The 24,584-nt window shown below is 62.8% G+C and carries 26 protein-coding genes; 13 read left to right on the top strand and 13 right to left on the bottom strand.

What is annotated here, in order from left to right; translation table 11 throughout:
* Positions 1–17 precede the first annotated feature (17 nt).
* The 4 genes from recO to ACCO56_RS11610 all read left to right on the top strand — a co-directional run bounded on the left by recO (position 18) and on the right by ACCO56_RS11610 (position 4,872).
* Positions 18–767 (top strand): DNA repair protein RecO, encoded by a 750-nt coding sequence (gene recO / locus ACCO56_RS11625; protein ID WP_433640723.1) that lies wholly within the window; start codon positions 18–20, stop codon positions 765–767.
* 5 nt (positions 768–772) lie between these two features.
* Positions 773–1,291: a PaaI family thioesterase gene (locus ACCO56_RS11620; protein ID WP_433640721.1), complete on the top strand. Its 519-nt coding sequence runs from the start codon at positions 773–775 to the stop codon at positions 1,289–1,291.
* 15 nt (positions 1,292–1,306) lie between these two features.
* Positions 1,307–4,000 carry a DUF2339 domain-containing protein gene (locus ACCO56_RS11615; RefSeq protein ID WP_433640718.1) on the top strand — a complete coding sequence of 898 codons (2,694 nt, stop codon included), beginning with the start codon at positions 1,307–1,309 and terminating at the stop codon, positions 3,998–4,000.
* A gap of 236 nt (positions 4,001–4,236) precedes the next feature.
* A complete protein-coding gene (locus tag ACCO56_RS11610) occupies positions 4,237–4,872 on the top strand; it encodes an outer membrane protein (RefSeq protein WP_433640716.1) in 636 nt (211 codons plus the stop codon).
* A gap of 279 nt (positions 4,873–5,151) precedes the next feature.
* Here the strand turns inward: ACCO56_RS11610 and ACCO56_RS11605 are convergent, their stop codons facing one another.
* Positions 5,152–6,390: an MFS transporter gene (locus ACCO56_RS11605; RefSeq protein ID WP_433640714.1), complete on the bottom strand. Its 1,239-nt coding sequence runs from the start codon at positions 6,388–6,390 to the stop codon at positions 5,152–5,154.
* Positions 6,391–6,582: 192 nt separating this feature from the next.
* Between ACCO56_RS11605 and ACCO56_RS11600 the strand changes: the two genes are divergently transcribed.
* The 4 genes from ACCO56_RS11600 to ACCO56_RS11585 all read left to right on the top strand — a co-directional run bounded on the left by ACCO56_RS11600 (position 6,583) and on the right by ACCO56_RS11585 (position 10,067).
* Positions 6,583–7,095, top strand: a complete 513-nt coding sequence (locus ACCO56_RS11600; RefSeq protein WP_433640712.1) for a sigma-70 family RNA polymerase sigma factor — start codon at positions 6,583–6,585, stop codon at positions 7,093–7,095.
* On the top strand, positions 7,092–7,877 hold the full coding sequence (locus tag ACCO56_RS11595) for an anti-sigma factor family protein (protein WP_433640710.1): 786 nt from the start codon (positions 7,092–7,094) through the stop codon (positions 7,875–7,877). The genes ACCO56_RS11600 and ACCO56_RS11595 overlap by 4 nt, the downstream gene beginning before the upstream one ends.
* 147 nt (positions 7,878–8,024) lie before the next feature.
* Positions 8,025–8,495, top strand: coding sequence for a GNAT family N-acetyltransferase (locus tag ACCO56_RS11590; protein ID WP_433640708.1), 471 nt, complete (start codon positions 8,025–8,027; stop codon positions 8,493–8,495).
* 108 nt (positions 8,496–8,603) lie between these two features.
* Entirely contained in the window at positions 8,604–10,067 is a 1,464-nt protein-coding gene (locus tag ACCO56_RS11585; RefSeq protein WP_433640706.1) for a RimK family protein, read from the top strand.
* A gap of 44 nt (positions 10,068–10,111) precedes the next feature.
* Here ACCO56_RS11585 and ACCO56_RS11580 read toward each other — a convergent pair whose 3' ends face one another.
* The 7 genes from ACCO56_RS11580 to ACCO56_RS11550 form a co-directional block, all read right to left on the bottom strand.
* The gene (locus tag ACCO56_RS11580) at positions 10,112–10,855 is read right to left on the bottom strand and encodes an energy-coupling factor transporter transmembrane component T family protein (RefSeq protein ID WP_433640704.1); all 744 of its coding nucleotides are present in this window, start codon (positions 10,853–10,855) and stop codon (positions 10,112–10,114) included.
* Positions 10,849–12,522 carry an ABC transporter ATP-binding protein gene (locus ACCO56_RS11575; protein WP_433640702.1) on the bottom strand — a complete coding sequence of 558 codons (1,674 nt, stop codon included), beginning with the start codon at positions 12,520–12,522 and terminating at the stop codon, positions 10,849–10,851. Before ACCO56_RS11575 ends, ACCO56_RS11580 begins: the two co-directional genes overlap by 7 nt.
* Entirely contained in the window at positions 12,497–13,081 is a 585-nt protein-coding gene (locus ACCO56_RS11570; protein ID WP_433640701.1) for an ECF transporter S component, read from the bottom strand. Before ACCO56_RS11570 ends, ACCO56_RS11575 begins: the two co-directional genes overlap by 26 nt.
* 20 nt (positions 13,082–13,101) lie before the next feature.
* On the bottom strand, positions 13,102–13,710 hold the full coding sequence (locus ACCO56_RS11565; protein ID WP_433640699.1) for a YkoF family thiamine/hydroxymethylpyrimidine-binding protein: 609 nt from the start codon (positions 13,708–13,710) through the stop codon (positions 13,102–13,104).
* A gap of 218 nt (positions 13,711–13,928) precedes the next feature.
* Positions 13,929–15,119, bottom strand: a complete 1,191-nt coding sequence (locus ACCO56_RS11560; RefSeq protein ID WP_433640697.1) for an MFS transporter — start codon at positions 15,117–15,119, stop codon at positions 13,929–13,931.
* 155 nt (positions 15,120–15,274) lie between these two features.
* Positions 15,275–15,889, bottom strand: coding sequence for a YfbR-like 5'-deoxynucleotidase (locus tag ACCO56_RS11555; RefSeq protein ID WP_433640696.1), 615 nt, complete (start codon positions 15,887–15,889; stop codon positions 15,275–15,277).
* Positions 15,889–16,764: a YgfZ/GcvT domain-containing protein gene (locus ACCO56_RS11550; RefSeq protein ID WP_433640694.1), complete on the bottom strand. Its 876-nt coding sequence runs from the start codon at positions 16,762–16,764 to the stop codon at positions 15,889–15,891. Before ACCO56_RS11550 ends, ACCO56_RS11555 begins: the two co-directional genes overlap by 1 nt.
* Before the next feature lie 105 nt (positions 16,765–16,869).
* Between ACCO56_RS11550 and ACCO56_RS11545 the strand changes: the two genes are divergently transcribed.
* The gene (locus tag ACCO56_RS11545; RefSeq protein ID WP_433640692.1) at positions 16,870–18,204 is read left to right on the top strand and encodes a dihydroorotase; all 1,335 of its coding nucleotides are present in this window, start codon (positions 16,870–16,872) and stop codon (positions 18,202–18,204) included.
* A 130-nt stretch (positions 18,205–18,334) separates the two neighbouring features.
* Here ACCO56_RS11545 and ACCO56_RS11540 read toward each other — a convergent pair whose 3' ends face one another.
* The 4 genes from ACCO56_RS11540 to ACCO56_RS11525 all read right to left on the bottom strand — a co-directional run bounded on the left by ACCO56_RS11540 (position 18,335) and on the right by ACCO56_RS11525 (position 20,500).
* Positions 18,335–19,144, bottom strand: a complete 810-nt coding sequence (locus tag ACCO56_RS11540) for a hypothetical protein (protein WP_433640691.1) — start codon at positions 19,142–19,144, stop codon at positions 18,335–18,337.
* Positions 19,145–19,223: 79 nt separating this feature from the next.
* A complete protein-coding gene (locus tag ACCO56_RS11535) occupies positions 19,224–19,481 on the bottom strand; it encodes a hypothetical protein (RefSeq protein ID WP_433640690.1) in 258 nt (85 codons plus the stop codon).
* A gap of 183 nt (positions 19,482–19,664) precedes the next feature.
* Positions 19,665–20,045, bottom strand: coding sequence for a TIGR02301 family protein (locus tag ACCO56_RS11530; RefSeq protein ID WP_433640688.1), 381 nt, complete (start codon positions 20,043–20,045; stop codon positions 19,665–19,667).
* A gap of 50 nt (positions 20,046–20,095) precedes the next feature.
* Complete coding sequence (locus ACCO56_RS11525) at positions 20,096–20,500, bottom strand: NUDIX hydrolase (RefSeq protein ID WP_433640686.1); 405 nt, start codon at positions 20,498–20,500, stop codon at positions 20,096–20,098.
* Between the two features lie 255 nt (positions 20,501–20,755).
* Between ACCO56_RS11525 and ACCO56_RS11520 the strand changes: the two genes are divergently transcribed.
* Positions 20,756–21,529: an SOS response-associated peptidase gene (locus tag ACCO56_RS11520; protein ID WP_433640684.1), complete on the top strand. Its 774-nt coding sequence runs from the start codon at positions 20,756–20,758 to the stop codon at positions 21,527–21,529.
* 7 nt (positions 21,530–21,536) lie between these two features.
* Here ACCO56_RS11520 and ACCO56_RS11515 read toward each other — a convergent pair whose 3' ends face one another.
* Positions 21,537–21,686, bottom strand: a complete 150-nt coding sequence (locus ACCO56_RS11515) for a transcriptional regulator (protein ID WP_433640682.1) — start codon at positions 21,684–21,686, stop codon at positions 21,537–21,539.
* 381 nt (positions 21,687–22,067) lie between these two features.
* On the opposite strand from ACCO56_RS11515, the gene cysS reads away from it, so the two are divergent.
* The 3 genes from cysS (at position 22,068) to ACCO56_RS11500 (ending at position 24,584) form a co-directional block, all read left to right on the top strand.
* Positions 22,068–23,564, top strand: a complete 1,497-nt coding sequence (gene cysS, locus ACCO56_RS11510; protein WP_433640681.1) for a cysteine--tRNA ligase — start codon at positions 22,068–22,070, stop codon at positions 23,562–23,564.
* Positions 23,565–23,799: 235 nt separating this feature from the next.
* Positions 23,800–24,204: an endonuclease domain-containing protein gene (locus ACCO56_RS11505; protein WP_433640679.1), complete on the top strand. Its 405-nt coding sequence runs from the start codon at positions 23,800–23,802 to the stop codon at positions 24,202–24,204.
* Positions 24,201–24,584, top strand: coding sequence for a VOC family protein (locus tag ACCO56_RS11500; RefSeq protein ID WP_433640677.1), 384 nt, complete (start codon positions 24,201–24,203; stop codon positions 24,582–24,584). The genes ACCO56_RS11505 and ACCO56_RS11500 overlap by 4 nt, the downstream gene beginning before the upstream one ends.

The following is a 24,584-nucleotide window of genomic DNA, read 5'->3' as shown; positions in this document are numbered from 1 at the left end:
AGTGAAAAGCTTCGCCCATGGAATGGCGCGACGAAGGAATCATCCTGGGCACTCGCAGGCACGGCGAGACGAGTGCGATTCTGGAAGTTATGACCAGGGCCCATGGCCGCCACCTCGGTATCGTCCGGGGTGGACGATCCCGCAGGCAGCAACCGGTTCTTCAGGCAGGCAACCGCGTCGATTTGGCTTGGCGCGCCCGGCTCGACGAGCATCTCGGCACGTTTCAGGCCGAGCCGCTGGAACTCAATGCGGCGCGCCTGTTCGACAGCGCCGTAGCGGTTTATGGTCTCCAGACGCTCGCAGCACATCTCAGGCTCCTGCCGGAGCGTGATCCGCATCAGGCACTCTACGATACCTTGCTCGTCATGCTGGGCCATCTCGATGATCCGGCGTCGGCGGCCGAACTCGTCGTCCGTTTCGAGCTCCTTGTCCTGGAAGAACTCGGCTTCGGACTCGATCTTTCCTGCTGCGCCGCGACCGGCACACGCGAGGAACTCGTCTACGTCTCACCGAAGTCGGGCCGTGCTGTGTCTAGGACGGCCGGGGAGCCCTGGCGGGAACGGATGCTGCCGTTGCCTGAATTCCTGCTCCGCTCCGGTCTGCGCGGGAGTGCGTGCGACATCGAAGACGCCTTCCGCCTGACCGGGTTTTTCCTGACCCGCCACGTTTATGAGCCGCGCGGCCTCGGCGAGCCGGAGGCCCGGACGGGCTTCATCGTCGCGTTGCGCAAGACCTTCGCCGGACACCCGGCCTCCGACGGAGAATGAGCTGCATGAGCGAAGTCGAGCTGTTCCCGGGCTATGTATCGTCGCTCGGCCTGGGGACGATCCCCCATGAGGACCTCGCCGAGTATACGGGACTTGAGATTCTCCAGCGTATGGTCGACCGGAAATATCCCGCGCCCAGCATCGGAGCCAGGCTGAACTTCGCGTTGACCGAAGTGTCGGAGGGGCGTGCGGTATTCCGCGGCCTGCCGGGCGAACGGCACCTCAATCCGCTGGGCGCCGTGCATGGCGGATGGGCCGCAACCATCCTCGATTCGGCATTGGCGTGCTCCGTTCAGACACTGCTCGCGAAAGGAGAGGCCTATACGACGGCCGAGTTCAAGGTGAATCTCACGAGACCGATCACGCCCAGAACGGGGGAAGTCGTTTGCGAGGGGAGGGTCGTCCACAGGGGCAAGACGCTGGCCGTTTCGGAAGCGACGCTCAAGGACAAGGAAGGCAAGCTGCTTGCCTTCGGAACCGAGACCTGCTCGATCTTTCCGGCGGCCAGGCTGGCGGCACGATAATTCAGGGGCGTCGCGATGCTCGGCTTGATTTCCTTTATTGCCGTGATCGCCCTTGCTGTGACGGTCACGCGCCAGCAGCGGCGCATCAGGACGCTCGAATTGGATCTCGACGGGTTGCGCAAGGCCTTCCTTACGTATCGCGAGATCCGGCCGGAACAGTCAAACGTGGCGGCCGAGACGGTTCCGGCGGAAATGTCTGTTTCGGCCTCGTCTGAGTCAAAGGATGTCGCGCCGGAACCGGAAAGGGCGTCTGCAGCCAAGTCGCTGGCAAGCGAAGAACCAGGCAAGCCGGATGATCCTACAGCAGGGCAGGGTGCGGAGCCGACGGTCCCGGCCAGGGCACCCGATATCGAGACTGCCCTCGGCACGCGCTGGGCGGTATGGGTCGGCGGTCTCGCCCTGGCTCTCGGCGGTATTTTCCTGGTCCGCTATTCCATCGAAGCCGGCATCTTCGGACCTGGCGTGCGCCTTGTCATGGCGGCATTGCTCGGCCTCCTCCTTGCAATCGGGGGCGAGTTTATCAGGCGGACGGGCGTGCGTGTCCCCGTTGAAGGGCTCCAGCATGCCTATGTGCCGGCGGTGCTGACCGCTGCCGGAGCCTTCACCCTTTTCGGCACGACCTATGCCGCGCATGGCATCTACGGCTTTATCGGCCCGGTCGCAGCTTTCGTCCTGTTGGGCGTGATCGGCGTTGCGACGATCGTCGCCGCGCTCCTGCACGGCCAGGCGCTGGCCGGCGTCGGCCTTCTCGGCTCCTACTTGACGCCCCTGCTCGTTGCTTCCGAGGCCCCTAATCACTGGGCGCTCTTCGTCTTTGTGGCCGTCGTCCTCGTGTCGACGGCTGTGATCGCGAGACTGCGCAGCTGGGCGCCGCTCATGGCTGCCGCCTCCGCCGGCGCGGGGATCTGGACCCTCGTCTATCTCCTGAGTGCGCCCGAGATCGACCTCCCTGTCCTGATCTTCATCAACGCGGCGACGCTGGGCACGCTGGCCTTCGTCTGGCTCGGAGGTCGCATCCTGCCGGTGGCATCCACGATAGGTAAAGGGATCGACGGTTCTTCGATCGCGCCAGCAATCTTCGTGGGACTAACCGCACTTCTCCTCTTCATCCTTCCTTCGGTGAGAGAAGCGGGCGGCATGGCCGTTGCCACGCTATCGATCGCGGCTCTTGTCGCGACCGCCTTCTACCGGGCACCGGCACTCCCTACGCTTTTCGGGGCGGGCGTGGCTTGCGTGCTCGCCTATGCCTATTTGGCGTTCGGCGGCTCGGTAGCCATGGAATTTTTTGCCGGGGGACTTGCGATCGAGCAAGACCTCGCGGGATTGTACAGCACTGGGGTGATCCGCTACGGGGCGGTGCTTTGCGCCATCTTCGTCCTGGCCGGATTCTGGAAAGCCAATCGTTTCGCTGGTTTCGACGGGTTCCGGGCCGCCGCCTGGATGGCCTCTGCCGTCATCGTGCCGCTCGTCATCCTGGCCGCTCTCTGGTTCGCCTTCGGCAATCTCGACCGGGACTACGTCTATGCGCTTGTCGGTTTCTTCCTCGCGGTGATCTTCACGGTCGGCGCCGAATGGGTCGGCCGTGCCGAGGTGCCGCCGCTCCATGGCGGGCCGGCCGTCTCCTTCGGACTTGCGGGCGCGACGGCTGCCGCACTTATTGCGATCCACATGGCGTTTAGCGGTGGAATGACGACCGTGCTCGCCGGCGGCTTCGCCGCACTTCCCGCCTTTGCCACCCGGTTCAGAACTTATCCGGCGCTTGGCTGGTTGAGCGTGGCCATCGCCGCTATCGTGACCGGTCGGATCGCCTTCGATCCGACGATTGTCGGTGCCGAGTTCCTGGGCACGATACCGGTGTTCAACTGGCTGCTTCCTGGCTACGGCGTCCCGGCACTCGCCTGCGGATACGCGGCCTGGCAATTGGCGGGTTCGCCCGGCGCGAGACCGCGTCTTGCCGTCGAAGCCTTCGCGTCGCTCTTCGCGCTCGTCGGCATCGCGATGCTGGTGCGCCATGTCATGAACGGCGGCATCATCTACGCCGGCGCGCCGACGCTAGCCGAGCAGTCGATCTATTCGCTGATTGCCCTCGGAGGCGGTGCGGTCATGGTGGCGCTCGATCGGCGTTCGCCGAGCCCTGTCTTCCGCTACGGCTCTCTGGCGCTCGGCGTGCTTTCCGTGGCCTTTATCGTGCTTCAGCATTTCGCGAATCTGAATCCGCTTTACACCGACGAGTCGACCGGTCGGATCCCGGTCCTCAACCTGCTGCTGCTCGGCTATCTCTTGCCCGGCGTGGCGATGGGGGCGCTCGCCTGGTATGCGCGCAGGACACGGCCACGTTGGTATGTCGCCATGCTGGCGCTGGCCGCGTCGCTGCTCGCCTTCGCCTACGCGACGCTTTCGGTACGGCGTCTTTTCCACGGCGAGTTCATCGGCTTCTGGAAAGGGCTGTCGCAACTCGAAACCTACTCCTATTCCGCGCTGTGGCTGGTACTCGGCGTCGCCCTGCTCACCCTTGGCGTGAGGCTCAACTCCCATTTCCTGCGCATCGCCTCGGCCGGCCTGGTGGTGGTGGCCGTGGCAAAGGTTTTCCTGTTCGACATGTCGGAACTGGAAGGCGTGCTGCGGGCACTCTCCTTCATAGGCCTCGGGGCCGTCCTGATCGGTATCGGACTTTTCTACCAGCGCATGCTGACGTCGGCCGCGAAATAGTCTTGGGATCGCGATCCCAAGACAAGGCGTAGGGCGACGACCGGCGCGTTAACAAGTATTGATAGGTAATTAACGATAAGTCCCTATTTTTATTTAAGTTTGTGCAATGCTCGCACAATGCCGCTATGCCAGATTCGCCGCCTACCAAGCGGCGCGGGGCCCAAGTCGTTCAAAACGCGGTCGAGAGGAAACCGTCACCGGCGGGGCATCCATTTGTGATGGGTACGGAGTTTTTAATGTCCAGAAAGTATCTCGTGTTGGTCGCCCTGGCGAGCTTGGCTTCGTCGGTCGCTTCCTTTGCAGCCGCTGCCGATCTCGGAACTGATTATGCGCCAGCCGATTCGGGAAGCGCCGGCCATGACTGGTCGGGCACCTATGTCGGCATTCAAGCCGGCGCCCAATCGCCGAGCACGGTCAATCCGTTCTCCTCGCGTCGCGGTTGGACGATGGGGGCACAGGCCGGCATGAATTTCCAGACCGGCCCGCTCGTTTACGGCGGAGAGGTTGAGGGCAATCTTTCTTCGGGCACGCATCACCGGCGGAGCGGGGGAGCGGAATTCGAGCAGCGGTCCACGGTGGCGGCAAAGGCGCGGGCAGGCGCAACGCTGGATCGGACCCTCATCTACGGCACGGCTGGCTATGGCCTGACCAAGCTGAAGTCGAAGGGCAGTGTGATTTCGGGCGACCAGTGGGAAGGGGGCTTCCTATACGGCGCGGGCGTCGAGCAGGCCTTCGCGGGCGGAACTTCGGTTCGGGCCGAATACACGGTCCACAAGCTGAACGGCGTCGATTCGATCACGACCGGCGGGGTTCGCCGCTCGGACAACCTCAGCAGCCACAACCTGAAGCTCGGCCTTAACTATCGCTTTTAACCTACCGAATAGGGGTTCTGGATTTCGCTAGCCGGCAAGGTAGCTTCCCGGAATTGGTTGAATCCCTCGGACAAATCAGCGCCCGAAGCACCCCTCTGACCTGGCGGCGATCTCCCCCTCAAGTGGGGAGATCTGCTAATCGGTGGAGTTTTTCGTAAAATTGCTGCGTGGCAGAAGAGCCAACCTCATATGTCACAGCCAATCTCACCCCTTGAGGCCCTTGAGGGGGAGATGTCCGGCAGGACAGAGGGGGCATCGTAGGGAGCCCTGTGAAAGCGATCATTCGGCTGCGGCGAGCGCGGGCCGTTCGACGGGCTTCTCGCGGATCGGCCAGTGGACGACCGCGGCGAACAGGCCGAGCAGAACGCCGAGCCACCAGACCGGATCGTAGCTGCCGAACTGGTCGTAGAGATAGCCGCCAAGCCACACGCCGAGAAACGAACCGATCTGGTGCGAGAAGAATACGATGCCGCCCAGCATACCGAGGTGACGTGTCCCGAACATGATGGCGACCAGCGCGTTGGTCGGCGGCACGGTGGACAACCAAAGCAGGCCCATAAGGACGGCGAAGACGATCACCGAGGTCGGGGTCTGCGGGAGCAGCAGGAAGGCCGTCACCAGGATCGAGCGCCCGAGATAGATAAGGGCAAGGAAAATCGGTTTTGAATATTTCTGCCCGATGACTCCCGAGGCCAGCGAGCCGATGATGTTGAAGAAGCCGACGAGTGCGAGTGCGATCACCGCGTAACGCGCGTCGATGCCGATATCGGCGATATAGGCGGGGAAATGCGCGGTGATGAAGGCCACCTGGAACCCGCAGACGAAGAACCCCGACGTGAGGAGCAGGAAACTCTGGTGGCCCAGCGCTTCCCTGAGCGCTTGTCCGGCGGACTGGTTCATCTCGGCTATCGCCACTTTGCTGGTGGCGGCATTGCCGACCAGCGGAATGGCCAGGACAGGTATGATCAGCATCGCGATCGCCATGTAGACCAGCGAATCCGACCAGCCATAGGCGTCGATCATGCCCTGGCTGATGGGCGCGAAGAGGAACATGCCGGCGGAGCCGGCTGCCGTGCCGATGCCGAAGACGAAACTGCGGCGTTCGGCCGGGACGCTACGGGCGAAGGCGGCGAGAACGATGCCGAAGCCGCCGGCCGCAACGCCCAAACCGACAAGTACGCCACCCCCGATATGGAGCATCGTCGGGCTGGTCGCGGTCGCCATGAGTACCAGGCCGAGCGCATAGAGAATGCCTGAGAGGGTCAGCACGCGCCAGGTGCCGTATTTGTCGGCGATGGCGCCGAAAAAGGGCAGGCCGGCGCCCCAGAAGAAGTTCTGGATCGCCATGGCGAGGCCGAAGGTCGTACGATCCCATCCCTTCTCCGTCAGCATCGGCAACTGGAAGAATCCCATGGCCGAACGAGGGCCGAAGGTGAGGGCCGCGATCAGGCAGCCACAGATGATCATGAGCCACGGCAGGCTGGGTGCCGGACGCGCTGAAGCCTGAGGGATCGTCATCGGAAGCTCCTGTGTAGATACACGATTGATAGACGATCCGATATGCCGGTCCAATGAATAGATTGGATCGGACCTTTCAGTTTCGTTGATGCGAACCAGCGGCGGTGGCCTTCGACGAGGGAATATTTTCACAGGCGTATCGTTATAGTCTATGGTTTCCCGATCAAGGAAACCGGCCGCCAGCGGGGCCCGATGGACGAAAAGAGGACGGCGATATTGGCGGAAATACCCCGTCTGCGGCGTTACGCGCGCGCGTTGATGCGCGACCGGGATGCCGCAGACGATCTGGTTCAGGATTGTCTGGAACGTGCGTTGGGCCGTTTGGAGAACTGGCGCACCGGCGAAAACCCGCGGCGTTGGCTTTTCACCATTATGCACCATCTGTTTGTCGACCAGACGCGCAAGGTCAAGCGCCGCAGCGAGACGATGCCCATCGATGCGGTCCAGGACGTGGCCCTGCCGGCCACGCAGGTCGATAGTCTCGCTTCACGGGAAATACTTGAGGCACTCCAGGCGATTACCCCCGAAAGGCGGGCCGCTCTGGTGATGGTGGCGATCGAAGGATTTTCATACGCTGAAGCGGCCGACGTGCTTGGTATACCCGCGGGGACGCTGATGTCGCGCATCTCGCGGGGCCGCGAGGAACTTCGTGGTCTTCTCGATGACGCTGAACGCCGGCGAGCGATCAGGGTGGTCGGCAAATGAGCGACCGTCCGTTCGGCGAACGCGATATCCACATGGCGCTTGACGGCGAACTGCCGATAGAGGAGCGCGGCCAATTCGAGGCCTGGCTCGAAGCCAATCCCGAGATGAAGGTCAGGAGCGAGCGCTTGGCCGACGATATCGCAGAATTGCGCAAAGCCGTCGCCGGCGTTGTCGACGAACCACTACCCGACAGGCTCACCACATTGGTGAAATCCGGGCGTGGTGCAGGCGCGGCGACGTGGTGGAACTGGAAGGCAGCGGCCGCCGCGGCAGCTATCTTCGTCGTTGGTGGCATCGCGGGCTACGTCACAGGCACCGGTCTGCCTTTTGCCGGCCGGCAGGAGGAATGGCTGGCTGAGCAGGCAATCGGCGCCTACGCGACTTATCCTGCCGATTTGCCGCATACCGTCGAAGTGGGTGGCGACGACAAGGACTACCTCGACGGATGGCTTTCCAAACGGACCGGTTTGAAGGTCGTGGCACCCGACCTCACAGGCCAGGGTTTCGAGCTTCTGGGTGGCCGCGTCTTGCCGGGCGGCAATCTACCGGCCGCGCTGCTGGTATATAAGGACCAAGCCGGGAACCAGTTGTCGATCTACATGACGCCGCAGCCTGGGAACAACATCCGAGGGACCTACACGGCGGAGGCAGGGGGACCAAACGCCATCTACTGGCTGAACAAAGGCTTCGGTTGCGCCATCGTAAGCAATCTGTCTCAGGATCAGATGAGGGACGTGGCGCGAAACGCCTGGCGTCAGTTGCTGGCGGCAGCCGAAGCATAGCCTCAGAAGACCAAACAGACCTCGTGGCCGCTGTCACAATTCGGCCGATTTCGACAGCGAAAGCGCGAGTGATGCGGCAGCCGGGCAGGTTGCGGCAGGATCTTCCGTCACATCGATCAACCCTTCGATCGAGGCTTCCTGGTCGTCATGAAAGTCGACATCCGCCCGGCAAGCGAGTCCGATGCCGATGCGCTCGTCGCCATCGAGAACGAGTCCTTCAAGACTGACCGAATATCGCGACGATCCTTCCAGCGATTGCTTGGCCGGGGTTCCTGCGCTCTGCTTGTCGCTCGTTCGGAGATCGGTCTCCTCGGCTATTGCCTGGTGCTGTTCCGGGAAGGGGCATCGGCCGCCCGTCTTTATTCTATCGCCGTAAATGGGGCCGGTGGCGCCGGTCTCGGGCGAGCGCTGCTGCAAGCAGCGGAACAAGCCGCCCTGCTGCGTGGGAAAAAGCGGCTGCGATTGGAAGTGCGCGAAGACAACAACCGCGCGCGCCATCTCTACGAGCGCAACGGCTATCGCTATATCGGCACGAAGCAGGATTATTATGCCGACGGGATGCCGGCGTTGCGTTATGAAAAACAACTGGACGCGACCGCGGGGGGAACAAGTCCATGACATCGTTGTTGTTACGACCTGTCGCTCGTCGGGCGTACGATTCGGCGTAGCTGTTCTCCCGCCGCCGGCTTTTCTCTCCCACGCCGTTTCTGGAAAGCGCGTGATATCATGACCTGGGTTATCCTTACCGGCCGCCAGAGCGATCTCGATCAGGTGGCCACGCCGCACAAGATCATCACCAATCGCGATTACCTGGCTCACCCCGCGTTGTTTCGCGGGCAGCGGCCGAAAGTCATCAATCTTTCCAACAACTATGGCTATCAGAGCCGCGGCTATTATGCCTCTCTCCTGGCCAGCTCGAGAGGGCATCGGGTGATCCCGACCGTCGAAACGATGATCGACCTTTCCGAGCACAAGCTCTACGAGCATGCCTTGCCGGAGCTGGAACTGGCCCTGAACAAGTGCCGCAAGGATCTTGGCGGGGTTTTCCCGGCGCGCGTTTCCGTTTTCTTCGGCATCGGGCCGTCCAAGGCCTGGGATCGTTTCGCCAAGCTCCTGTTCGACTGGTTCCGGGCACCCGCCCTGGAGGTATCCCTGCGGGACGGGGCCGAATGGGTGTCGATCCGCAAAATCGGCTTCCTGCCGCTTGCCCGCATGAATGAAGAGGACAAGAAGCGTTTCCTTGGCTGCATGGAGATCTATACGGGTCGCGAATGGCGGGACAGCAAGGCTCGTACGCCTGCACGGTACACATTCGCGACGCTGATCGATCCGCAGGAACAACTGCCGCCCTCAGCGGTTTCCTCGCTCCGTCATTGGGCCCGCATCGCCGAAAAAATGGGGGTAGAAGTCGAGCCCATCACACGCAAGGATCTGGCCAAGCTCGCCAACTACGATGCCCTGTTCATCCGCGAGACGACGTCGATCTCCAATCACACTTACCGCTTTGCCCGTCGCGCACAGCAGGAGAACATGCCGGTCATCGATGATCCCTTGTCGATGATCCGCTGCACCAACAAGGTCTATCTGAACGAGCTGATGGCCTACAACAAAGTGCCGATGCCGCCGACGGTGATGATCGCAAGTCCGGCCGATTTCGAGGTCGCGGCTCAGACGCTGGGCTTCCCGCTCGTGCTCAAGATTCCTGACAGCTCCTTTTCGCGGGGCGTGAAGAAGGTCCGGAACATGGACGAGCTCAAGGTTCTGGCAGCGCAATGGATGGAGGATTCCGACCTGCTAATCGCCCAGAAATATATTCCAACCGATTATGATTGGCGCGTCGGCGTGCTTGGCGGCCAGCCATTGTTTGCCGTCCACTACCTCATGGCGAAAAAGCACTGGCAGATCGTCAATCACGACCGCGCCGGCAAGCCGGACCAGGGTGGCATCAAAACCTTTACCCTGAAGCAAACGCCAGCCCATGTCGTGGAGACCGCCGTTCGCGCGGCACGTTGCATCGGCGATGGGCTCTATGGAGTCGACCTGAAGGAGACCAAGGACGGCGTTTTCGTCATCGAAGTCAACGACAATCCCAACCTGGACCACGGGTGCGAGGATACAGGCGAGAAGGACGAGGTCTGGGTCCGCCTGACCCAGTGGTTCCTGGATCGTCTCGACCGGCCAGGACGATAGGTGGAACAAGCCATCGTTTCCGGCAAAACGACGAGTGCGCATCGTCAGGTGGGGTAGAGCCATATCCATGCCAAGGAAAGCATGAGCCCCGAAACTGCCGCGGCAACAAAGAACAGGTCGCCGCGCCTCAGTTTCGGTGCATCGGCGATCGTGCGAGGCACGCCACCAGCCAAGCCCCTCGATTCCATAGCGATGGCCGCACGACTGGCGCGGCGGATCGAGTAGGCGAGGAGCGGGATCAGCAACGTGACGGTCTCGACAGGACCGGGGAAGCGCCGGGGCGGTCGGCCACGCTTCATTGCCCGCGCGAGCCTGATCTGCTGGGCCTCCGAGGCAAGGTCCGGCACGAGCTGCAGAACCGAAAACAGCGAATATCCGATACGCGCAGATAGGCGCCAGTCTGCCATCAATGCCTTGATGAACTGGGTGGGGTCGGTTGTCAGGGCAAAAAGGGCGGAGACCATGCCGCAGGCGATCGCCCGCAAAAACAGGACGAGACCGGCGGAAAAGGCTTCCGAAGCGAACGGGGCTTCTTCAGCCATGCGCTGCGCAAAGTCGCTTTCCGTGCGGAAAAGAACGCTGGTCGTCAGGAAGCCAAGGCCAAACAGTGCAAAAGGCAGTGTCAGCGTTGCCACGGTAAGCAGAGGCTTCCGTTCCAGGAGCACGAGGGCGCTGCAGCAGATCAGGATCGTGACCAGTTGGAAGCGCATGTCGAAGACGACAATCGCGGCCGCAATCCAGACAAGGCATACGCATAGCTTGGCCAGCGGGTGAACCCGGCTCAGCATGTTGCCCCCACATGGTCCAACCAGCGTAGAGCCGGCGCGATCGTCGGCTCGGCAAGCCCGGCGCGAGCAAGCAGATCCCTGTCCTGGAGCAACTCGGCGGTTCGGCCTTCGGCGAGGATACGGCCTTCGCCGACGATGATCGATCGGTGACAGAGCCGAAGCGCCAAATCCATGTCGTGCGTGATAACCGCGACCGCCCTGCCATCGTCGAGGATCTTTTCCACCTGCGCCGAGACCATCGAGGCTCCATGCGCATCGAGACCGGCGGTCGGCTCGTCCAATACCAGCAATCGCCAGCGGTCCGTCGCGGTCAGCGTCGCCAGCGCAAGCCGACGTTTCTGACCTTGCGACAACTCGAAGGGGTGAAGACATTCCAGGCCCGCCAGGTTCCATGAAGCCGCGATCCGGTCTGCTTCCGAGAGACGCTCAGGAACCGGGCTTGCTCGATCGAGCGCAGCAACGATCTCGTCGCGGACGGAACCCGTGACAAACTGGTTCTCGGAATTCTGAAAGGCGATGGCTCCGGGCGCTCCTTGACGGCGCCCGCCCTTGAGCCGAAGCAGGCCAGCGAGGCTGGCCCCCAGCGTCGACTTGCCAGCGCCGTTTGCTCCCAGAATGCCGAGGCATTCCCCCGCGCGAATCTCGACCGAAATTTCCTTGAGTACGGCGGGGCCGAATAGTGGCGCGCAGTCGGCTCCGATCAATCGGGCCACGACTTCTCCATCCGAGGGATCGGGCGCGGCAGAATGTTCTGCCACGAAAGCCTCGATCAATGGCTGCGCCCTTTCCCTTTCGGGGTGTCGATCGAGATTGCGAAGGACGTGTTCCATCGTCAACGAGGGCTCGGGAGCCGCCAACCCGGCCCTGCGGAGCGCGGCGTCGAGCCGGCTGGCCAAGGGCAGCCAAATGCCAAGCGAATCCAATTCGTCATGATGATCGCGAAAGAAAGACGCTGGCGGTCCCTCGGCAAAAATCCGACCGTCACTTCCGAGCACGGCGACCCGGTCCACGGACCCGATGAGGCCATCCAGCCGATGATCGATGATCAGCACCGTTCGCGCAGCACCGCGCGCCATGAGTATCTGGTGCAGACGGGTGGCTGCTGCCGGAGCCAGATGGGCAGTCGGCTCGTCGGCCACGAAGAGCGGTGCCCCCTGGGCCAACGTCGCTGCAAGCGCGACGAGCTGCTTTTCTCCGCCGGACAATGTCCCGGTCCGGCGCTTGCGCCAATCCTTCGGCAGCCCGACCTCCGCCATCGCGGCCGTCACCTTGGTCGCGATAACGTCCTCGGGCAACGCCCGGTTCTCCAGGGCGAAGGCGATCTCGTCCTCGACACGCATCCCGCATAAGGTCAGTGCGGCATCCTGAAAGAAACGGGCGACAGTGGTCGCCCACTGCGCCGGCTGGCGCGTCCAGACATCCTCTCCGAACAGACTGATCGATCCGCCGACACGGGCAGGAATGGTCTGCGGAACGAGGCCCGTCAGGGCGCTGAGCAAGGTCGATTTTCCGGAGCCGGATGGTCCGAGAAGCAGGAGCCTCTCGCCTACTACGAGCTTGAGGCTCGCCGGCCCGACCGCATCATGATGCGCATAGGGGTAACGGACGGAAACGTCGCGCCACTCGGCAGCCCAACCCCCGTCAGGCGTGTGCTTCGCGCTTTGCATGGTCGATGGCGAGACCCGACAGTACGCCGGTGCGATAGAGCGCCTCAACGACGACATGCCCTAGCAGGCCACCGAGCAGCGCGCCGCTCACGCAGCGCAGGATGAACATGCTGATCAGCAAGCCTGGGGCGAGGGCGCCGTAGTCGAAGCGGATCCAGGTATAGGCGAAGGAAAAGATCGAGGCCCCGACACCTGCGGCGATCAGAACCGGCAGGCGGTAATTGCGCCAGCGGGTAGCCGCGAACACCGCTTCTGCCCCGGCCCCCTGTATGAGGCCAGTCAAGAGCAGGAGCAGGCCGGCCGGGCTGCCGAGCAGAATCTGCATCACCGCAGCGAGCAGCTCCGACGCAAGTGCCGCTCCGGGCTTGCGGATGATGGCAGCGGCGACGATCGAGACGATGAACCAGAAGCCCATCACCACATCCATCGTGATGGGGCCGAAAATCGCCTGGGCGATCAGCCACACCTGGACCCAGGCCAGGTACAGGATGCCGAAAACCGCGCCGAGAACGGTGACGATAAGGATCTCGCGAAGAGTCCAGGCGTACCGGTTGTCCATGGCTTGTCTCCAGGATGAGTTCAGACGGCCGAGGGGCTGTTCGCGGAAACGGTCATGTCGAGCGCAACGTGGCCCTGGGGTGCTCCGAAGCGCAGGAAAGCCTCCGACAAGGTGGCGAAAACCGGCCCCGCGTCTCCGCGCAGCTTGGTGCAGAAGTTTTTCGACCGGTCGAAGACGCCCGATGATTTCAGGAAATCGATGCAGCCGTAGATCTCGTCCATGTGGTGGCCGGCACCGAGCGGATAAAGCGAGAACTGCGCGGCGACGGCCTGGCCGCTGAGCGCCGCGCCGTCGACCGATTCGCGTGCCTGGCGGATACGTTCTTCAAGAGGACTGTCCGCTATGCTGGCTGAAATCGGCGTGCAAATTGGATCGTCGGGCTCGCCGGGACAGCCACGCGACACGGTTGCCGACAGGACGCAATGCTTGCCGCTGGCCGCAGCCGCGACGAACAAGTCGCGCATAGCAGGGAAAAGCTGCTCCGGAGGGCCGACAAGCAATGTAGAGATATCGTCGGTTTCTATCCTGAAATTGGCACGGTAGGGCTCCAGCGCCTTGATGGCGCCGAGGATGATGGCGACGAAATCGTCGGACATCGGATAGAGGGAAATCTGTGCGCCGGAAAACATCGTCTGTCTCGCTCCGCTGGCATTATCCAGATCAGCTTGAGGGTCCGGAGGCATGACGCCTCACATCTCAGCCCCGGCGATACGGAGCACCCCTGTCGAATGACGCAAGCTCTATGCTGCTTCGTGTCGCGATGCAAGCCTTGCTAAGCCTGAGGACCACGGATTTGGATCCAAGGCACAGCCTGCTCGCCCTTGCGCCTTCATGTTCCGAGGGACGCCTAGCCGGCGTTGCCGCTTCGTACTTCGAGGCTCGGCAGCAGTATCAGCAGAGCGACGGAGCCAAGCGCCAAGATGGCAGCGCCACAGGCGAGCGGGGCAAGCCCGGCCGTGATGAATGGGGCGACGGCGGCTGTGCCGATCGCCGTGGTGACAAGGATGGCGACAACCACCAGCGCGGCGCCACGTGCATCGTCGCCACGTGCGGCAATGACGGCTAGGTGAAAGCCAGGCGGTCCGCGCAGCCCGAGACCGGCGTTGAACGGGATGAACAGGGCCGTGACCACCAAAACGTCGCCGACGCCAAGCAGGGCATGAGCGAGCATAGCAAGCGCACCGGCTGCAGATAACAGCGTACCAATCCAGATCATGCGTTCTGCGCCGAAGCGGCCGGCCAGCCGCCCGGTCAGGTTCGCTGTTACGATGAAGGTGGCGATGCCGATCATCTGCATGATGATGAAATCGGTGAGGGTGGCGTCGAGGGCCGCAACGAACAGGGTCGGCGCGCCAAACACGAAGACGAGGAGCGCGCCCAGCGTGAAGGCGTGGCTCACGGCATAACGCAGGAACACCGGATCGGTCAGCAGATGGCTGTATCCACGGCCTGTGCGGCGGGTGACCACGGGAGGGATGTGGCGGTGCCAGATGCCGATCGTGCCGGCCAGGAGCAGGGCGAGAATTGCGATCACCTGGAAAGAGGAGTTCCAGCCGAAGAGCTGCATCAGCCACAGGCCGGCGACCGGAGCCAGGGCCGGCGTCAGCGCCTCGACGCTGCCGAGGAAGCCAAGAGCGCTGACGGCACGCTGGTCGCCGAACAGCGCGCGGATGATCCCGGGCGCGAAAACCGCAGCCGCCGAGCCTGCGGCCCCCTGCAGAAAGCGCAGGCCGATCAACGCTTCCAATGAGGGGCTTATTCCGGCAAGTCCGGAAATCAAGCCGTAGGCGGCGAGGGAACCGATCAACAAGGTGCGCTGATCGAACCTTGCGCCCAGAGAGCCGAAGAGGAGCAGGCCGAAAGCGGAGCCGGCGACGAAGGCGGCGAGCACCAATTGGGCACGTTCGAGGGTGCCGCCGAGCACGTCCGGCAGCGCAGGCACGGCGGGCAACACAAGGTCCGTGCCCGCGATTCCGAGCACAGTTCCGCAGACGATCATCACGAAGGCCGGCACATGGCTGCCGCCGGTCTCTTTCATGGAATGCACTCCGTCACCTGATGGGCGGGCTGCGCGCAGTGCACCGGGCATAACGTAAAGTCAAGCTTCCGACATTAGGCCAAACGGCAATCGGCCGTCGAGTATCCTTGACGACGCGACCCGGTCACTGCCTTCCCGCGGCAGCGGGCGGCTCCTTATGCGGCAGCCCGTGTCCTTTCGATCGCGGCGAACCGCTCGAGAAAGGCCGACTGGACGGCCTTCGCCGGGTGCGGCGACAGGTCGAAGCGGTCGACGCTGATGCCGCGCGGGCGCCCGAAGAACTGGGTGGCCTCCGGCACCGAGAAGCCTGCGAGTTCCGTCGCCTCGAAATAGGCCGCGATCTGGTCGGCGCGCTTGATATCCTGCTTCAGCCTTTCCGGCAGCGTCGCGGGCAAGGAGAAGCGGAGATGGATCGCGTGCTGGAGACGTTGCTCGCAGGATCTGTAGCCGCCGCCGACCACCGATTTGAACGGCGAGATCATGTCGCCGATGACATATTCCGGCGCGTCGTGCAGCAGGGCGGCGAGTTGTGTCTCCGGGCCTACTTCCTTGCCGATGGCCGAGTAGATCTCCTCGACCAGCAGTGAATGCTGCGCGACGGAAAAGGCATGATCACCCTTTGTCTGTCCGTTCCAGCGGGCGACTCGCGCCAAGCCGTGGGCTATGTCCGAGATTTCGACGTCCAGCGGAGAGGGATCCAATAGGTCAAGACGGCGCCCCGACAACATGCGTTGCCAGGCCCTGGCCGGCGCGCCGGCCCGATCCGCCATCAATTGCTCTCCGTGGGTGTCGTCTGGGGAAAGGTGAATTTCGCCCAGGCGGGAATGGAAAGACTGAGCTCGATTCCGCCGGCGGTGATCGGAACCCCGGCATCGACGGCGTCCTTGACGCGGTCGATGCGGACCATTGCAAGGCCGGTCCTGCCGGTGACCGTACCCAGCGCGCCAAGGGGGCGCCCGTCCGCGACGATCTCTGTTCCGGCGGCAGGGAGTTGGCTTGCTCCTTCGGCAATCAGGATGCGTCTGCGCGCGGTGCCGCGATGCTGCATGCGCGACACGACTTCCTGCCCGACATAGCATCCCTTGCCGAAGCCGACGCCGCCGATCTGGTCGAAGAGCGCATCATGCGGGAAGGCGTCGCCCAGCGCATAGTCGCTGCCGCTCTCAGGAATGCCGTTTGCGGCGCGCAGCGCATTCCATGCGCCAGGATCGGCGCAGCCGAAACTCTTGCCGTAGTGCCGGACGACGCGGAGCCCTTCGGGAAAGCGCGTGTCGCGGACAGTTGATTCAGTTTGCGAAGGTGTTGAATCTCTGCCGGAAGAGATTGAATCCGAATTCCATGAAACCGCGACAAGCGGCTGATCCTGCACGGTAATCTGCGCCTTTGCGCGAAGGCGATAGAGCGTCAGCCGCTTGACAAAGTCACTGGCGGCATCGGCCGGGCAGTCGAGGCGGAAGCCGCCGGGCATCCTCGATACAAGGAAATCGAACAGGATTTTGCCTTGCGGCGAGAGCAGCGCGCCAGGCTTGATTTCGTCGCCCGCCAGTGTGTCGATATCGGTGGTTACGATGTTCTGGAGGAATGTCTCGGCGTCCTCGCCGGTGACGAGGACAAGGGCTCGGTCGTCGAGTTGAACGGTCGGCATCGGCTTGAAGACCTGAACTTGCAAATCGGATGGGCATTACGTAAGCCCTGACGCGCGGAGCGGCAAGCGCATCAGGCCTGCCGCGGAGAATGCAAAGGTGAGACCATGCCGACGGCGTTCGATCTGATCCTGACGGGCGGGACTGTCGTCAACCATGATGGGCAAGGGACGCGTGATATCGGCGTCACCGACGGTCGCATCGTTGCCATCGGCGATCTCTCGCGTGCGTCGGCGGGCGAGACGATCGACTGCAGTGGCCTTCATATTCTTCCCGGCGTCATCGACAGCCAGGTGCATTTTCGTGAACCGGGACTGGAGCACAAGGAGGATCTCGAGACGGGCTCGCGCGCGGCCGTGCTGGGCGGTGTGACGGCCGTCTTCGAAATGCCCAACACCAAGCCGCTTACGACCAGTGCGGAAGCCCTTGCCGACAAGGTCTCGCGCGGCCGGCATCGCATGCATTGCGACTTCGCCTTCTGGGTCGGCGGAACGCGCGACAACGCAAATGATGTGGGCGAACTCGAGAGGTTGCCCGGAGCCGCCGGCATCAAGGTGTTCATGGGATCCTCTACAGGCGACCTCCTCGTGGAAGACGACGAGGGCGTCCATTCCATACTGAAGAACACGCGCCGCCGGGCCTCCTTCCATTCCGAGGACGAGTTCCGGCTGAAAGAACGGCTTGGCGAACGGATCGAAGGCGATCCCTCTTCCCATCCGGTCTGGCGCGACGAGACAGCGGCCCTGCAATGCACCCGGCGCCTCGTGGCGATCGCGCGGCGTGCGCGTGCGCGCATCCATGTGCTTCACATCTCGACCGCCGAGGAGATCGATTTCCTGGAGGCACACAAGGATGTCGCGACCTGCGAGGCGACACCGCATCACCTGACGCTGAGCGCCGACGACTATGCCTCGCTGGGCACGCTGGTCCAGATGAACCCGCCCATACGGGGGCAGCGACATCGCGATGGGGTGTGGCGCGGGGTAACGCAAGGCATCGTCGACGTGCTCGGCTCGGACCATGCTCCGCACACGCTCGAGGAGAAGGCGAAACCCTATCCGTCCTCGCCGTCGGGCATGACCGGTGTCCAGACGCTGGTTCCGATCATGCTCGATCATGTCAACAGCGGACGGCTGACGCTCGAACGATTCGTGGATCTCAGCAGCCATGGTCCGCAGCGTATCTTCGGCATGGCGCGGAAGGGGCGCATCGCCGCCGGCTATGATGCCGACTTCACCGTCGTCGACATGAAGCGTCGCGAGACGATCCTCAACGAACAGGCGGGATCGAAGGCCGGCTGGACGCCGTATCACGGCCGGCAGGTTACCGGCTGGCCGGTGGGCACGATCATCCGCGGCAAGAGAGTCATGTGGGAGGCGGAGATCGTCACGGCGGGGCAGGGCGAGCCCGTGCTCTTCTCCGAGGCTTTGCCGGCCGCCTGACCGGCTCGTTGGTGCGTCCTTCGAGGCTCGCTTCGCTCGCACCTCAGGATGAGGGAGATCGGCGCCACGTCCCCTCATCCTGAGGTGCGAGCGAAGCGAGCCTCGAAGGACGCAGGGCGGGGCAGCCGGTTCAATCGCCGGCTACGAAGAACTCCCAACGGCCGTCCGGCGAGATGGCGGTGCGATAGAACGTATAGGCGCCGGAAGCCTTCATCTCTTCATAGTCGTAAGCCGTGACGATCTTGAAGAGTTCCACGCGCTGGCGCGAATCGAGGCGCTCCAGCGGGACGGCCACGAAATAGGGCCAGACATAGAGCTCCTCCGGCTTGCCGGCATCGAGATGCACGTAGCCGGCGTTCAGCACCTCTTCGAGTATGGCGAGAAGCTCTTGCCCGTCGCTGTCGCTGTAGCCTTCCTTGAGGAATTCGATCGGGTCGCCTTCGACTCCGCCAAGCGAGAGCAGGGTGCCGTCCGAGCCATTGCCGATCAGCGGGCGCAAGGCTTCGATATCGCCGCCCTTGGCGGCCTCGATGATCAGATTGCGCATGCGCTTGACCGGTTCCGGCAGCCGGTCGACGTCATACATGATTTCCGGCAGCGGCGCGTTCGGATCGATCTCCGGCCTGCCGAGTTGTTGCTTGCCGGCCTCATCGTCGCCGCTTTCCGCGCCCTCCTCGGATGGCACCTCGGGCTCATCCGTCGCGGGCGGAGTAGCTTGTGCCGGATCGGAAGAGGGCGCCCCATCTGCCGGCGGGAGAGGCTGCTTCTCGACCGCTTCATCGGTCGGCGGCGTCACCTGTTCCTGCTTGATTTCGCTCAGGGCCGAAGCATCCACGGTCGCCGACAGGACCGCGCTCGAAAGCAGAAAGGTGCCGGCTAGCAGCCGAACGGCCGCGCTGCCTGCATTGAAGTGCGATGCGCCGAAAATGTGACTTGCCATGCTTATCCAACCTGTATGGGCGGGCGAACACCGCCCTGCCTTCGGGACCATATACAGGAGAAATCGGCCGGCAGGTGTGTCAATGACGCCGCAGCAGCGGCTCAAATTCTCCGGCGATCACCTTCTCGCGCATACGGTCGAGAAGCGCGAGGGCAGCGGATTCGCCGCTGGCGCGAAGCAATTCGCCGAACGCAGTGGAAAGCGCGGCCTCGGCTATGATCTCAGGTTCGATACCGGCCGAGAGGCCCTCTGCCCAGGCTTCGTTGTGGCTCTCCACGGCCGTCAGGCGCTTTTCCTCGCGCACCAGTGCATCGATGTCGTTGATGCCCCGTTCCATATACTGCCTTCCACCCTCTTCAAGCGGCGATCCTGACAATGCGGATCAACTTGAGTCGTCCCGATTAATGCCCCGTTAAGGCTTTCTACCACAGCCCATCACGCTTGTGCGCCGTGCTTGGCGAAAAAGTTAACAGGTCCTTACCCCTCTCTTTCGCCATCAATCCGTCAATAAAAAGGCGGTTCAGTTGCCAAAACGCGAGGCAATGTCTCGGCTTAGCGCCTCGCCTTCCTTCATATAGCGGCTGATCGCCTCGGTGGCCGAGGACGTGCAGTTCGCGTAGATCCCGTCGAAAGAGCGGTAGCCCCGGTTGAAGTTGGCCACGAAACGGGCGCGCCGCGCAGGATCGGGATTCTCCGCGGCCAGAAGCTTTTCCATTTCGTCGCGCCATTGATTGCCGCGCTCGCCGCACAAGTTCCTGAGATAATGGAGAGAGCCCAGAACCTCGGCGAGACGCATCAGCTTGGGTTCGAAAGGAGCTTCCACCACGGGAGCCTGCGCGACGGCGCCGCCCGCTCCGAGGAGGAGGGCCAGAGTGGCTGCTATGGCGGGTCGAAGGATCATGGGCCCTTGTGACTGATAGCGGGAGCGCTCGCAAGCGGTCAGGCAGCCGATCAACATTCCAGAACTTCGCTCGCCACATCCAGCACGAAGTCGGAGAGAAGCATTGCCCTCATCGCCTCGAGGTCGAACCAACCGGCTTCCTCCGCATCGTCTCCGGCAACCGCTTCGCCAGCGCCGTGGCTGGCGGCAAAGACGTGAAGCCGGTAGCGATGCAGTCGATCACCGTGCCTGCCTTCGATGAGGTAGTCCCGCACGAGTTCGAGGTCATGAACGTGGAGCCCGGTCTCTTCGTGAAGTTCGCGGCGAGCAGCGTCTTCCAGACTTTCACCCGGTTCGACACGCCCGCCGGGAAAAGCATAATAGCCGCGGGACGGCTCACGCCCGCGTTTTACCAGAAGCACCGTGTCGCCGCGCCGAACCGCCACGGACACGGCGGGAATCTCGTCATTTTCCATGGGATCTTCCAAGCGGGTTCAGACAAGCGTCACACGGTTTTCCGACAAAAGCTGCGGCAAGAGAAGGGCTCGCAGGTGAAGCAACGGCGAAAAACCCCAACTTGCTAAGCCACGACCGGCATTTCTGTGGAAGGTGCCAAGCGCGACTTTCGATTGAGGGTTGCGAGATCGATGCCGGCACGACACCATCCGGCGCGGGGGCGTGCGCCGCCCGAACATCATTTAAGGACAGGAACGGGCTTCGAGGAACCAGATATGTGCGGACGATTCGCGCTGACAGCCACGCCCGATCAGACGGCTGCTTTCGCCGGCCTGGCCGAACTCGAGGATTTCCCGGCTCGCTACAACATCGCTCCGACCCAGCCGATCCTGACCATAATCGCAGGGGAGCCGAGGGCACCGGGCTCCAACCTGCCGGATCGGCGGGCAGTTCTGGTGCGCTGGGGACTCATTCCCGCCTGGGTCAAGGACCCCAAGGATTTTCCGCTGCTGATCAATGCGCGTTCGGAAAGCGCTGCCGAAAAAGCTTCTTTCAAGGTCGCCATGCGCCATCGTCGGGTCCTGATCCCGGCGTCGGGGTTCTATGAATGGAGGCGCAGCGGATCGAACCAGCTTCAGGCCTATTGGGTGCGGCCCAGGCGCGGCGGCCTCGTTGCCTTCGCCGGGCTGATGGAAACCTGGAGCGAACCAGGAGGCTCCGAGATCGATACGGGAGCCATCTTGACGACGTCCGCCAATGCCGACGTCGCTCATGTTCACGACCGCATGCCTATCGTCATCGAGCCCGACAGTTTCTCGGCCTGGCTCGACTGCCGGAGACGGGAGCCGCGCGACGTGGCCTGCATGCTCCGCCCTGCGGAGGAAGGCTTGTTCGAGGCGATCCCTGTCTCGGATCGCGTCAACAAGGTCGCCAATGTCGGGCCGGACATCCAGGAACGCTTCGACGCGCCGGTCCAACCAGTCGTCTCGCGGGCAGATTCCGCGAAAGCCGCCAGAAACGTGCCCGACGGCCAGATGTCTCTCTTCTGATCCGCTCTCAGCCGGCCTTCGAGGGCTTCGCCGCTTTGCGCTTCTTAGTGTGCAGGAGCGCTGCAACGATAGCGGCCGGTCCGATCGCGCGATAGTGGCTGGCGAGAGCCGCGTGCTGGCTACGCGCGCGTTCGGCTTCGCTCTTGGTCCGGGTCATCTTTCTCTTCCCTTGGGTAAGCGTTGCTCTGAAAGCTGCAAATGGGTATCGAATTCGACCAAATCGTGACTTTTGGCCGGTTCGGGCATTCTTTTGCCGATCCCGTTTTGTGGACATGTTTAATAAAAGCTTAGCGGAACGATCCTCCGCCTTCGGCGTTGCGCTCCTTCGTGACATTGCAGCTTGACGGCCGTAGGGGGCGGGAGCGATAAAGCGGGCCATGAAAACGTCCTTCGCCATTATCGGCATTTGCATTATTGACTAGCGCACGCGCTGGTCCGGACGTTTTCGCCCCTTTTCCGAAAGACAAGCAAACGCCCAGGCCAGCAGGCCGGATTGCGTGCGTTCGACGCACGCCCGGAAACAAAGGCTTGGAGATACATGTCTGACACGTCCAAGGGGTTGCGGCTCTACAACACGCTGACGAGGGTGAAGGAAGACTTTGTCCCGATCGATCCCCGCAATGTGCGCATGTATGTCTGCGGCCCCACCGTCTACGACTATGCGCATATCGGAAATGCCCGGCCGGTGCTCGTCTTCGACGTGTTGTTCCGCCTGCTTCGCCACCTCTATGGCCCGGAGCACGTCAACTATGTCCGCAACATCACCGACGTCGACGACAAGATCAACGCCCGCGCCGCGCGCGACTTTCCGGACCTGCCGCTCAACGAAGCGATCCGCCGGGTGACTGAGAGGACCGCGCGGCAGTTCCACGAGGACGTGGCCGCGCTTGGCTGCCTGCCGCCGACCGACGAGCCGCGAGCGACTGAATATATTGATGAAATGCGCGCCATGATCGAGCGGCTGGTCGCGCGGGGTGTTGCCTATGTTGCCGAGGACCACGTGCTTTTCTCGCCGTCGGAGATGAACAAGCGCGCCGGCCCCCGCTATGGATCTCTGGCGCGTCGTTCTCTTGACGAGATGCTTGCCGGGGCCCGTGTCGACATTGCTTCCTACAAGCGCGACGAGATGGATTTCGTGCTGTGGAAGCCGTCGAAGGAAGGCGAACCCGGTTGGCCGTCACCTTCCGGCATTGCCGTGCCGGGCCGTCCGGGATGGCATATAGAATGCTCGGCCATGTCCATGGCGAAGCTGCTGGAGCCCTATGGGGGCGGATTGCAATGCGACGATCCACTGAAGAACATCTTCGATATCCATGCCGGTGGCATCGATCTCGTCTTTCCCCATCACGAGAACGAGATCGCGCAATCCTGCTGCGCCTTCGGGTCGGAGCGCATGGCGAATGTCTGGATGCACAACGGTTTCCTTCAGGTCGAGGGGCAGAAGATGTCCAAGAGCCTTGGGAATTTCGTGACCATCCACGAACTGTTGAGGATGGAGACGTTCGGTGGACGACAATGGCCGGGCGAAGTGCTGAGGCTGGCCATGTTGATGACCCATTATCGGCAGCCGATCGATTTCACGGCGAGCGCGTTGTCGGAGGCGGAGCGGACGCTCGATGCCTGGTACCGTGCCGTCGGGGATACGCAGGTCTCGGACGTATCCTGCGAGGAGACTGCCGATGCCCTGCTCGACGATCTGAACACGTCCAAGGCAATCGCCGCGCTGCACGAACTGCGCGCCGAAGCATCGAAAGGATCGCCCGAAGCGAAAGTCCGGCTCAAGACGAGCGCGGCTTTGCTGGGGCTGCTGGGGCAAACCGAAACGGAATGGCTGGCCGGTAAGGCCGAGACCGCTCACATAGACGGCAAAGAGATCGAAGCGCGCATAGCGACACGGCTTTCCCTGATCGCTGCCAGGAATTGGCCCGAGGCCGACCGGATCCGCAATGAACTGCTCGCCCAGGGAGTGCAACTGAAGGACGGCAAGGATCCCACCACCGGAGAGCGTGTGACGACGTGGGAGGTGAGAAGGTGAGGGGAATTGCGTTCATGGTCGGGTTGGCGGGACAGCACCCCCCTCTGTCCTGCCGGACATCTCCCCCTCAAGGGGGCAGATCGGCTGGCTGCTCGATCGGCTCCAGGTTAAGAAAGCTGCCCCGCAACCCAGGCTGGCGCGGTGGGCAACCGCCGCTAATCTCCCCCCTTGAGGGGGAGATGCCCGGCAGGGCAGAGGGGGGTAGGTCCACGACGCCCCTACTCGGGAGAAATAAGTGAGCCACGCCTCTGTCCCGAGCACGCATCGCCAGTTTGCACGAAAAATGCGCAAATCTATGACCGATGCAGAACTCAAGCTGTGGAACGAAATTCGTGCCCACCGGCTCATGGGATTGGGTTTCCGCCGCCAATTGCCCGTTGCCGGATACATTGTCGACTTCGCCTGTCCGGCGAAGAAACTAGTTGTTGAGGTCGACGGCTCCCAGCATGGCACCTCAGACCAGGCCGAAGCTGACCAAACACGCACCGCAAAACTCGAGCGCCTTGGCTGGACGGTCCTGCGTTTCTGGAACGACGACATCCTTCGCGACATTGACGGCGTGTGCCAGCATATCGTCGCTACGGCCGGGCTTGGCGATCCTCGGCCGCTAGAACTCAACAACAAGGAGACAGCAGCATGATCGATCATATCGGCATCACCGTTTCCGATTTCGATGCCTCCAAAGCCTTCTACGACAAGGCGATGGCACCCCTGGGCGCATCGCTTCTCCATATGGTTCCGGCTGAATATACGGGCGGGAGCAAGGTGGGTGGTTATGGGCGTGATCGCCCTGTTTTCTGGCTGCATGAGGCTACGCCGACGGGCCCCGGCCGGCATTACGCCTTCACGGCCCGCAGCCGGGCGGAGGTCGATGCGTTCTATGCCGCCGCGATCGCTGCCGGCGGCAGGGACAATGGCGCGCCGGGGCCGCGTCCGCACTATCACCCCGATTACTACGGCGCCTTCGTTTTGGATCCGGACGGCAACAACGTCGAAGCCGTTTGCCACACTGCGGAGTAG

It is taken from the genome of Mesorhizobium sp. 1B3 (assembly GCF_050958605.1).
In the GTDB taxonomy this organism is placed as follows: domain Bacteria; phylum Pseudomonadota; class Alphaproteobacteria; order Rhizobiales; family Rhizobiaceae.
The sequence above is the reverse complement of the archived record's forward strand: the minus strand, read 5'-3'. Positions and strand labels throughout refer to the sequence as shown.

Coding starts and splice junctions, on each gene's coding strand:
- ACCO56_RS11545 (WP_433640692.1), top strand. CDS start 16,870: ATGCCGACGGCGTTCGATCTGATCCTGACGGGCGGGACTGTCGTCAAC.
- ACCO56_RS11575 (WP_433640702.1), bottom strand. CDS start 12,522: ATGCAAAGCGCGAAGCACACGCCTGACGGGGGTTGGGCTGCCGAGTGG.
- ACCO56_RS11555 (WP_433640696.1), bottom strand. CDS start 15,889: ATGGCGGATCGGGCCGGCGCGCCGGCCAGGGCCTGGCAACGCATGTTG.
- ACCO56_RS11520 (WP_433640684.1), top strand. CDS start 20,756: ATGTGCGGACGATTCGCGCTGACAGCCACGCCCGATCAGACGGCTGCT.
- ACCO56_RS11540 (WP_433640691.1), bottom strand. CDS start 19,144: ATGGCAAGTCACATTTTCGGCGCATCGCACTTCAATGCAGGCAGCGCG.
- cysS (WP_433640681.1), top strand. CDS start 22,068: ATGTCTGACACGTCCAAGGGGTTGCGGCTCTACAACACGCTGACGAGG.
- ACCO56_RS11515 (WP_433640682.1), bottom strand. CDS start 21,686: ATGACCCGGACCAAGAGCGAAGCCGAACGCGCGCGTAGCCAGCACGCG.
- ACCO56_RS11620 (WP_433640721.1), top strand. CDS start 773: ATGAGCGAAGTCGAGCTGTTCCCGGGCTATGTATCGTCGCTCGGCCTG.
- ACCO56_RS11570 (WP_433640701.1), bottom strand. CDS start 13,081: ATGGACAACCGGTACGCCTGGACTCTTCGCGAGATCCTTATCGTCACC.
- ACCO56_RS11500 (WP_433640677.1), top strand. CDS start 24,201: ATGATCGATCATATCGGCATCACCGTTTCCGATTTCGATGCCTCCAAA.
- ACCO56_RS11590 (WP_433640708.1), top strand. CDS start 8,025: ATGAAAGTCGACATCCGCCCGGCAAGCGAGTCCGATGCCGATGCGCTC.
- ACCO56_RS11560 (WP_433640697.1), bottom strand. CDS start 15,119: ATGAAAGAGACCGGCGGCAGCCATGTGCCGGCCTTCGTGATGATCGTC.
- ACCO56_RS11580 (WP_433640704.1), bottom strand. CDS start 10,855: ATGCTGAGCCGGGTTCACCCGCTGGCCAAGCTATGCGTATGCCTTGTC.
- ACCO56_RS11605 (WP_433640714.1), bottom strand. CDS start 6,390: ATGACGATCCCTCAGGCTTCAGCGCGTCCGGCACCCAGCCTGCCGTGG.
- ACCO56_RS11530 (WP_433640688.1), bottom strand. CDS start 20,045: ATGATCCTTCGACCCGCCATAGCAGCCACTCTGGCCCTCCTCCTCGGA.
- ACCO56_RS11550 (WP_433640694.1), bottom strand. CDS start 16,764: ATGCCGACCGTTCAACTCGACGACCGAGCCCTTGTCCTCGTCACCGGC.
- recO (WP_433640723.1), top strand. CDS start 18: ATGGAATGGCGCGACGAAGGAATCATCCTGGGCACTCGCAGGCACGGC.
- ACCO56_RS11585 (WP_433640706.1), top strand. CDS start 8,604: ATGACCTGGGTTATCCTTACCGGCCGCCAGAGCGATCTCGATCAGGTG.
- ACCO56_RS11600 (WP_433640712.1), top strand. CDS start 6,583: ATGGACGAAAAGAGGACGGCGATATTGGCGGAAATACCCCGTCTGCGG.
- ACCO56_RS11610 (WP_433640716.1), top strand. CDS start 4,237: ATGTCCAGAAAGTATCTCGTGTTGGTCGCCCTGGCGAGCTTGGCTTCG.
- ACCO56_RS11525 (WP_433640686.1), bottom strand. CDS start 20,500: ATGGAAAATGACGAGATTCCCGCCGTGTCCGTGGCGGTTCGGCGCGGC.
- ACCO56_RS11595 (WP_433640710.1), top strand. CDS start 7,092: ATGAGCGACCGTCCGTTCGGCGAACGCGATATCCACATGGCGCTTGAC.
- ACCO56_RS11615 (WP_433640718.1), top strand. CDS start 1,307: ATGCTCGGCTTGATTTCCTTTATTGCCGTGATCGCCCTTGCTGTGACG.
- ACCO56_RS11565 (WP_433640699.1), bottom strand. CDS start 13,710: ATGTTTTCCGGCGCACAGATTTCCCTCTATCCGATGTCCGACGATTTC.
- ACCO56_RS11535 (WP_433640690.1), bottom strand. CDS start 19,481: ATGGAACGGGGCATCAACGACATCGATGCACTGGTGCGCGAGGAAAAG.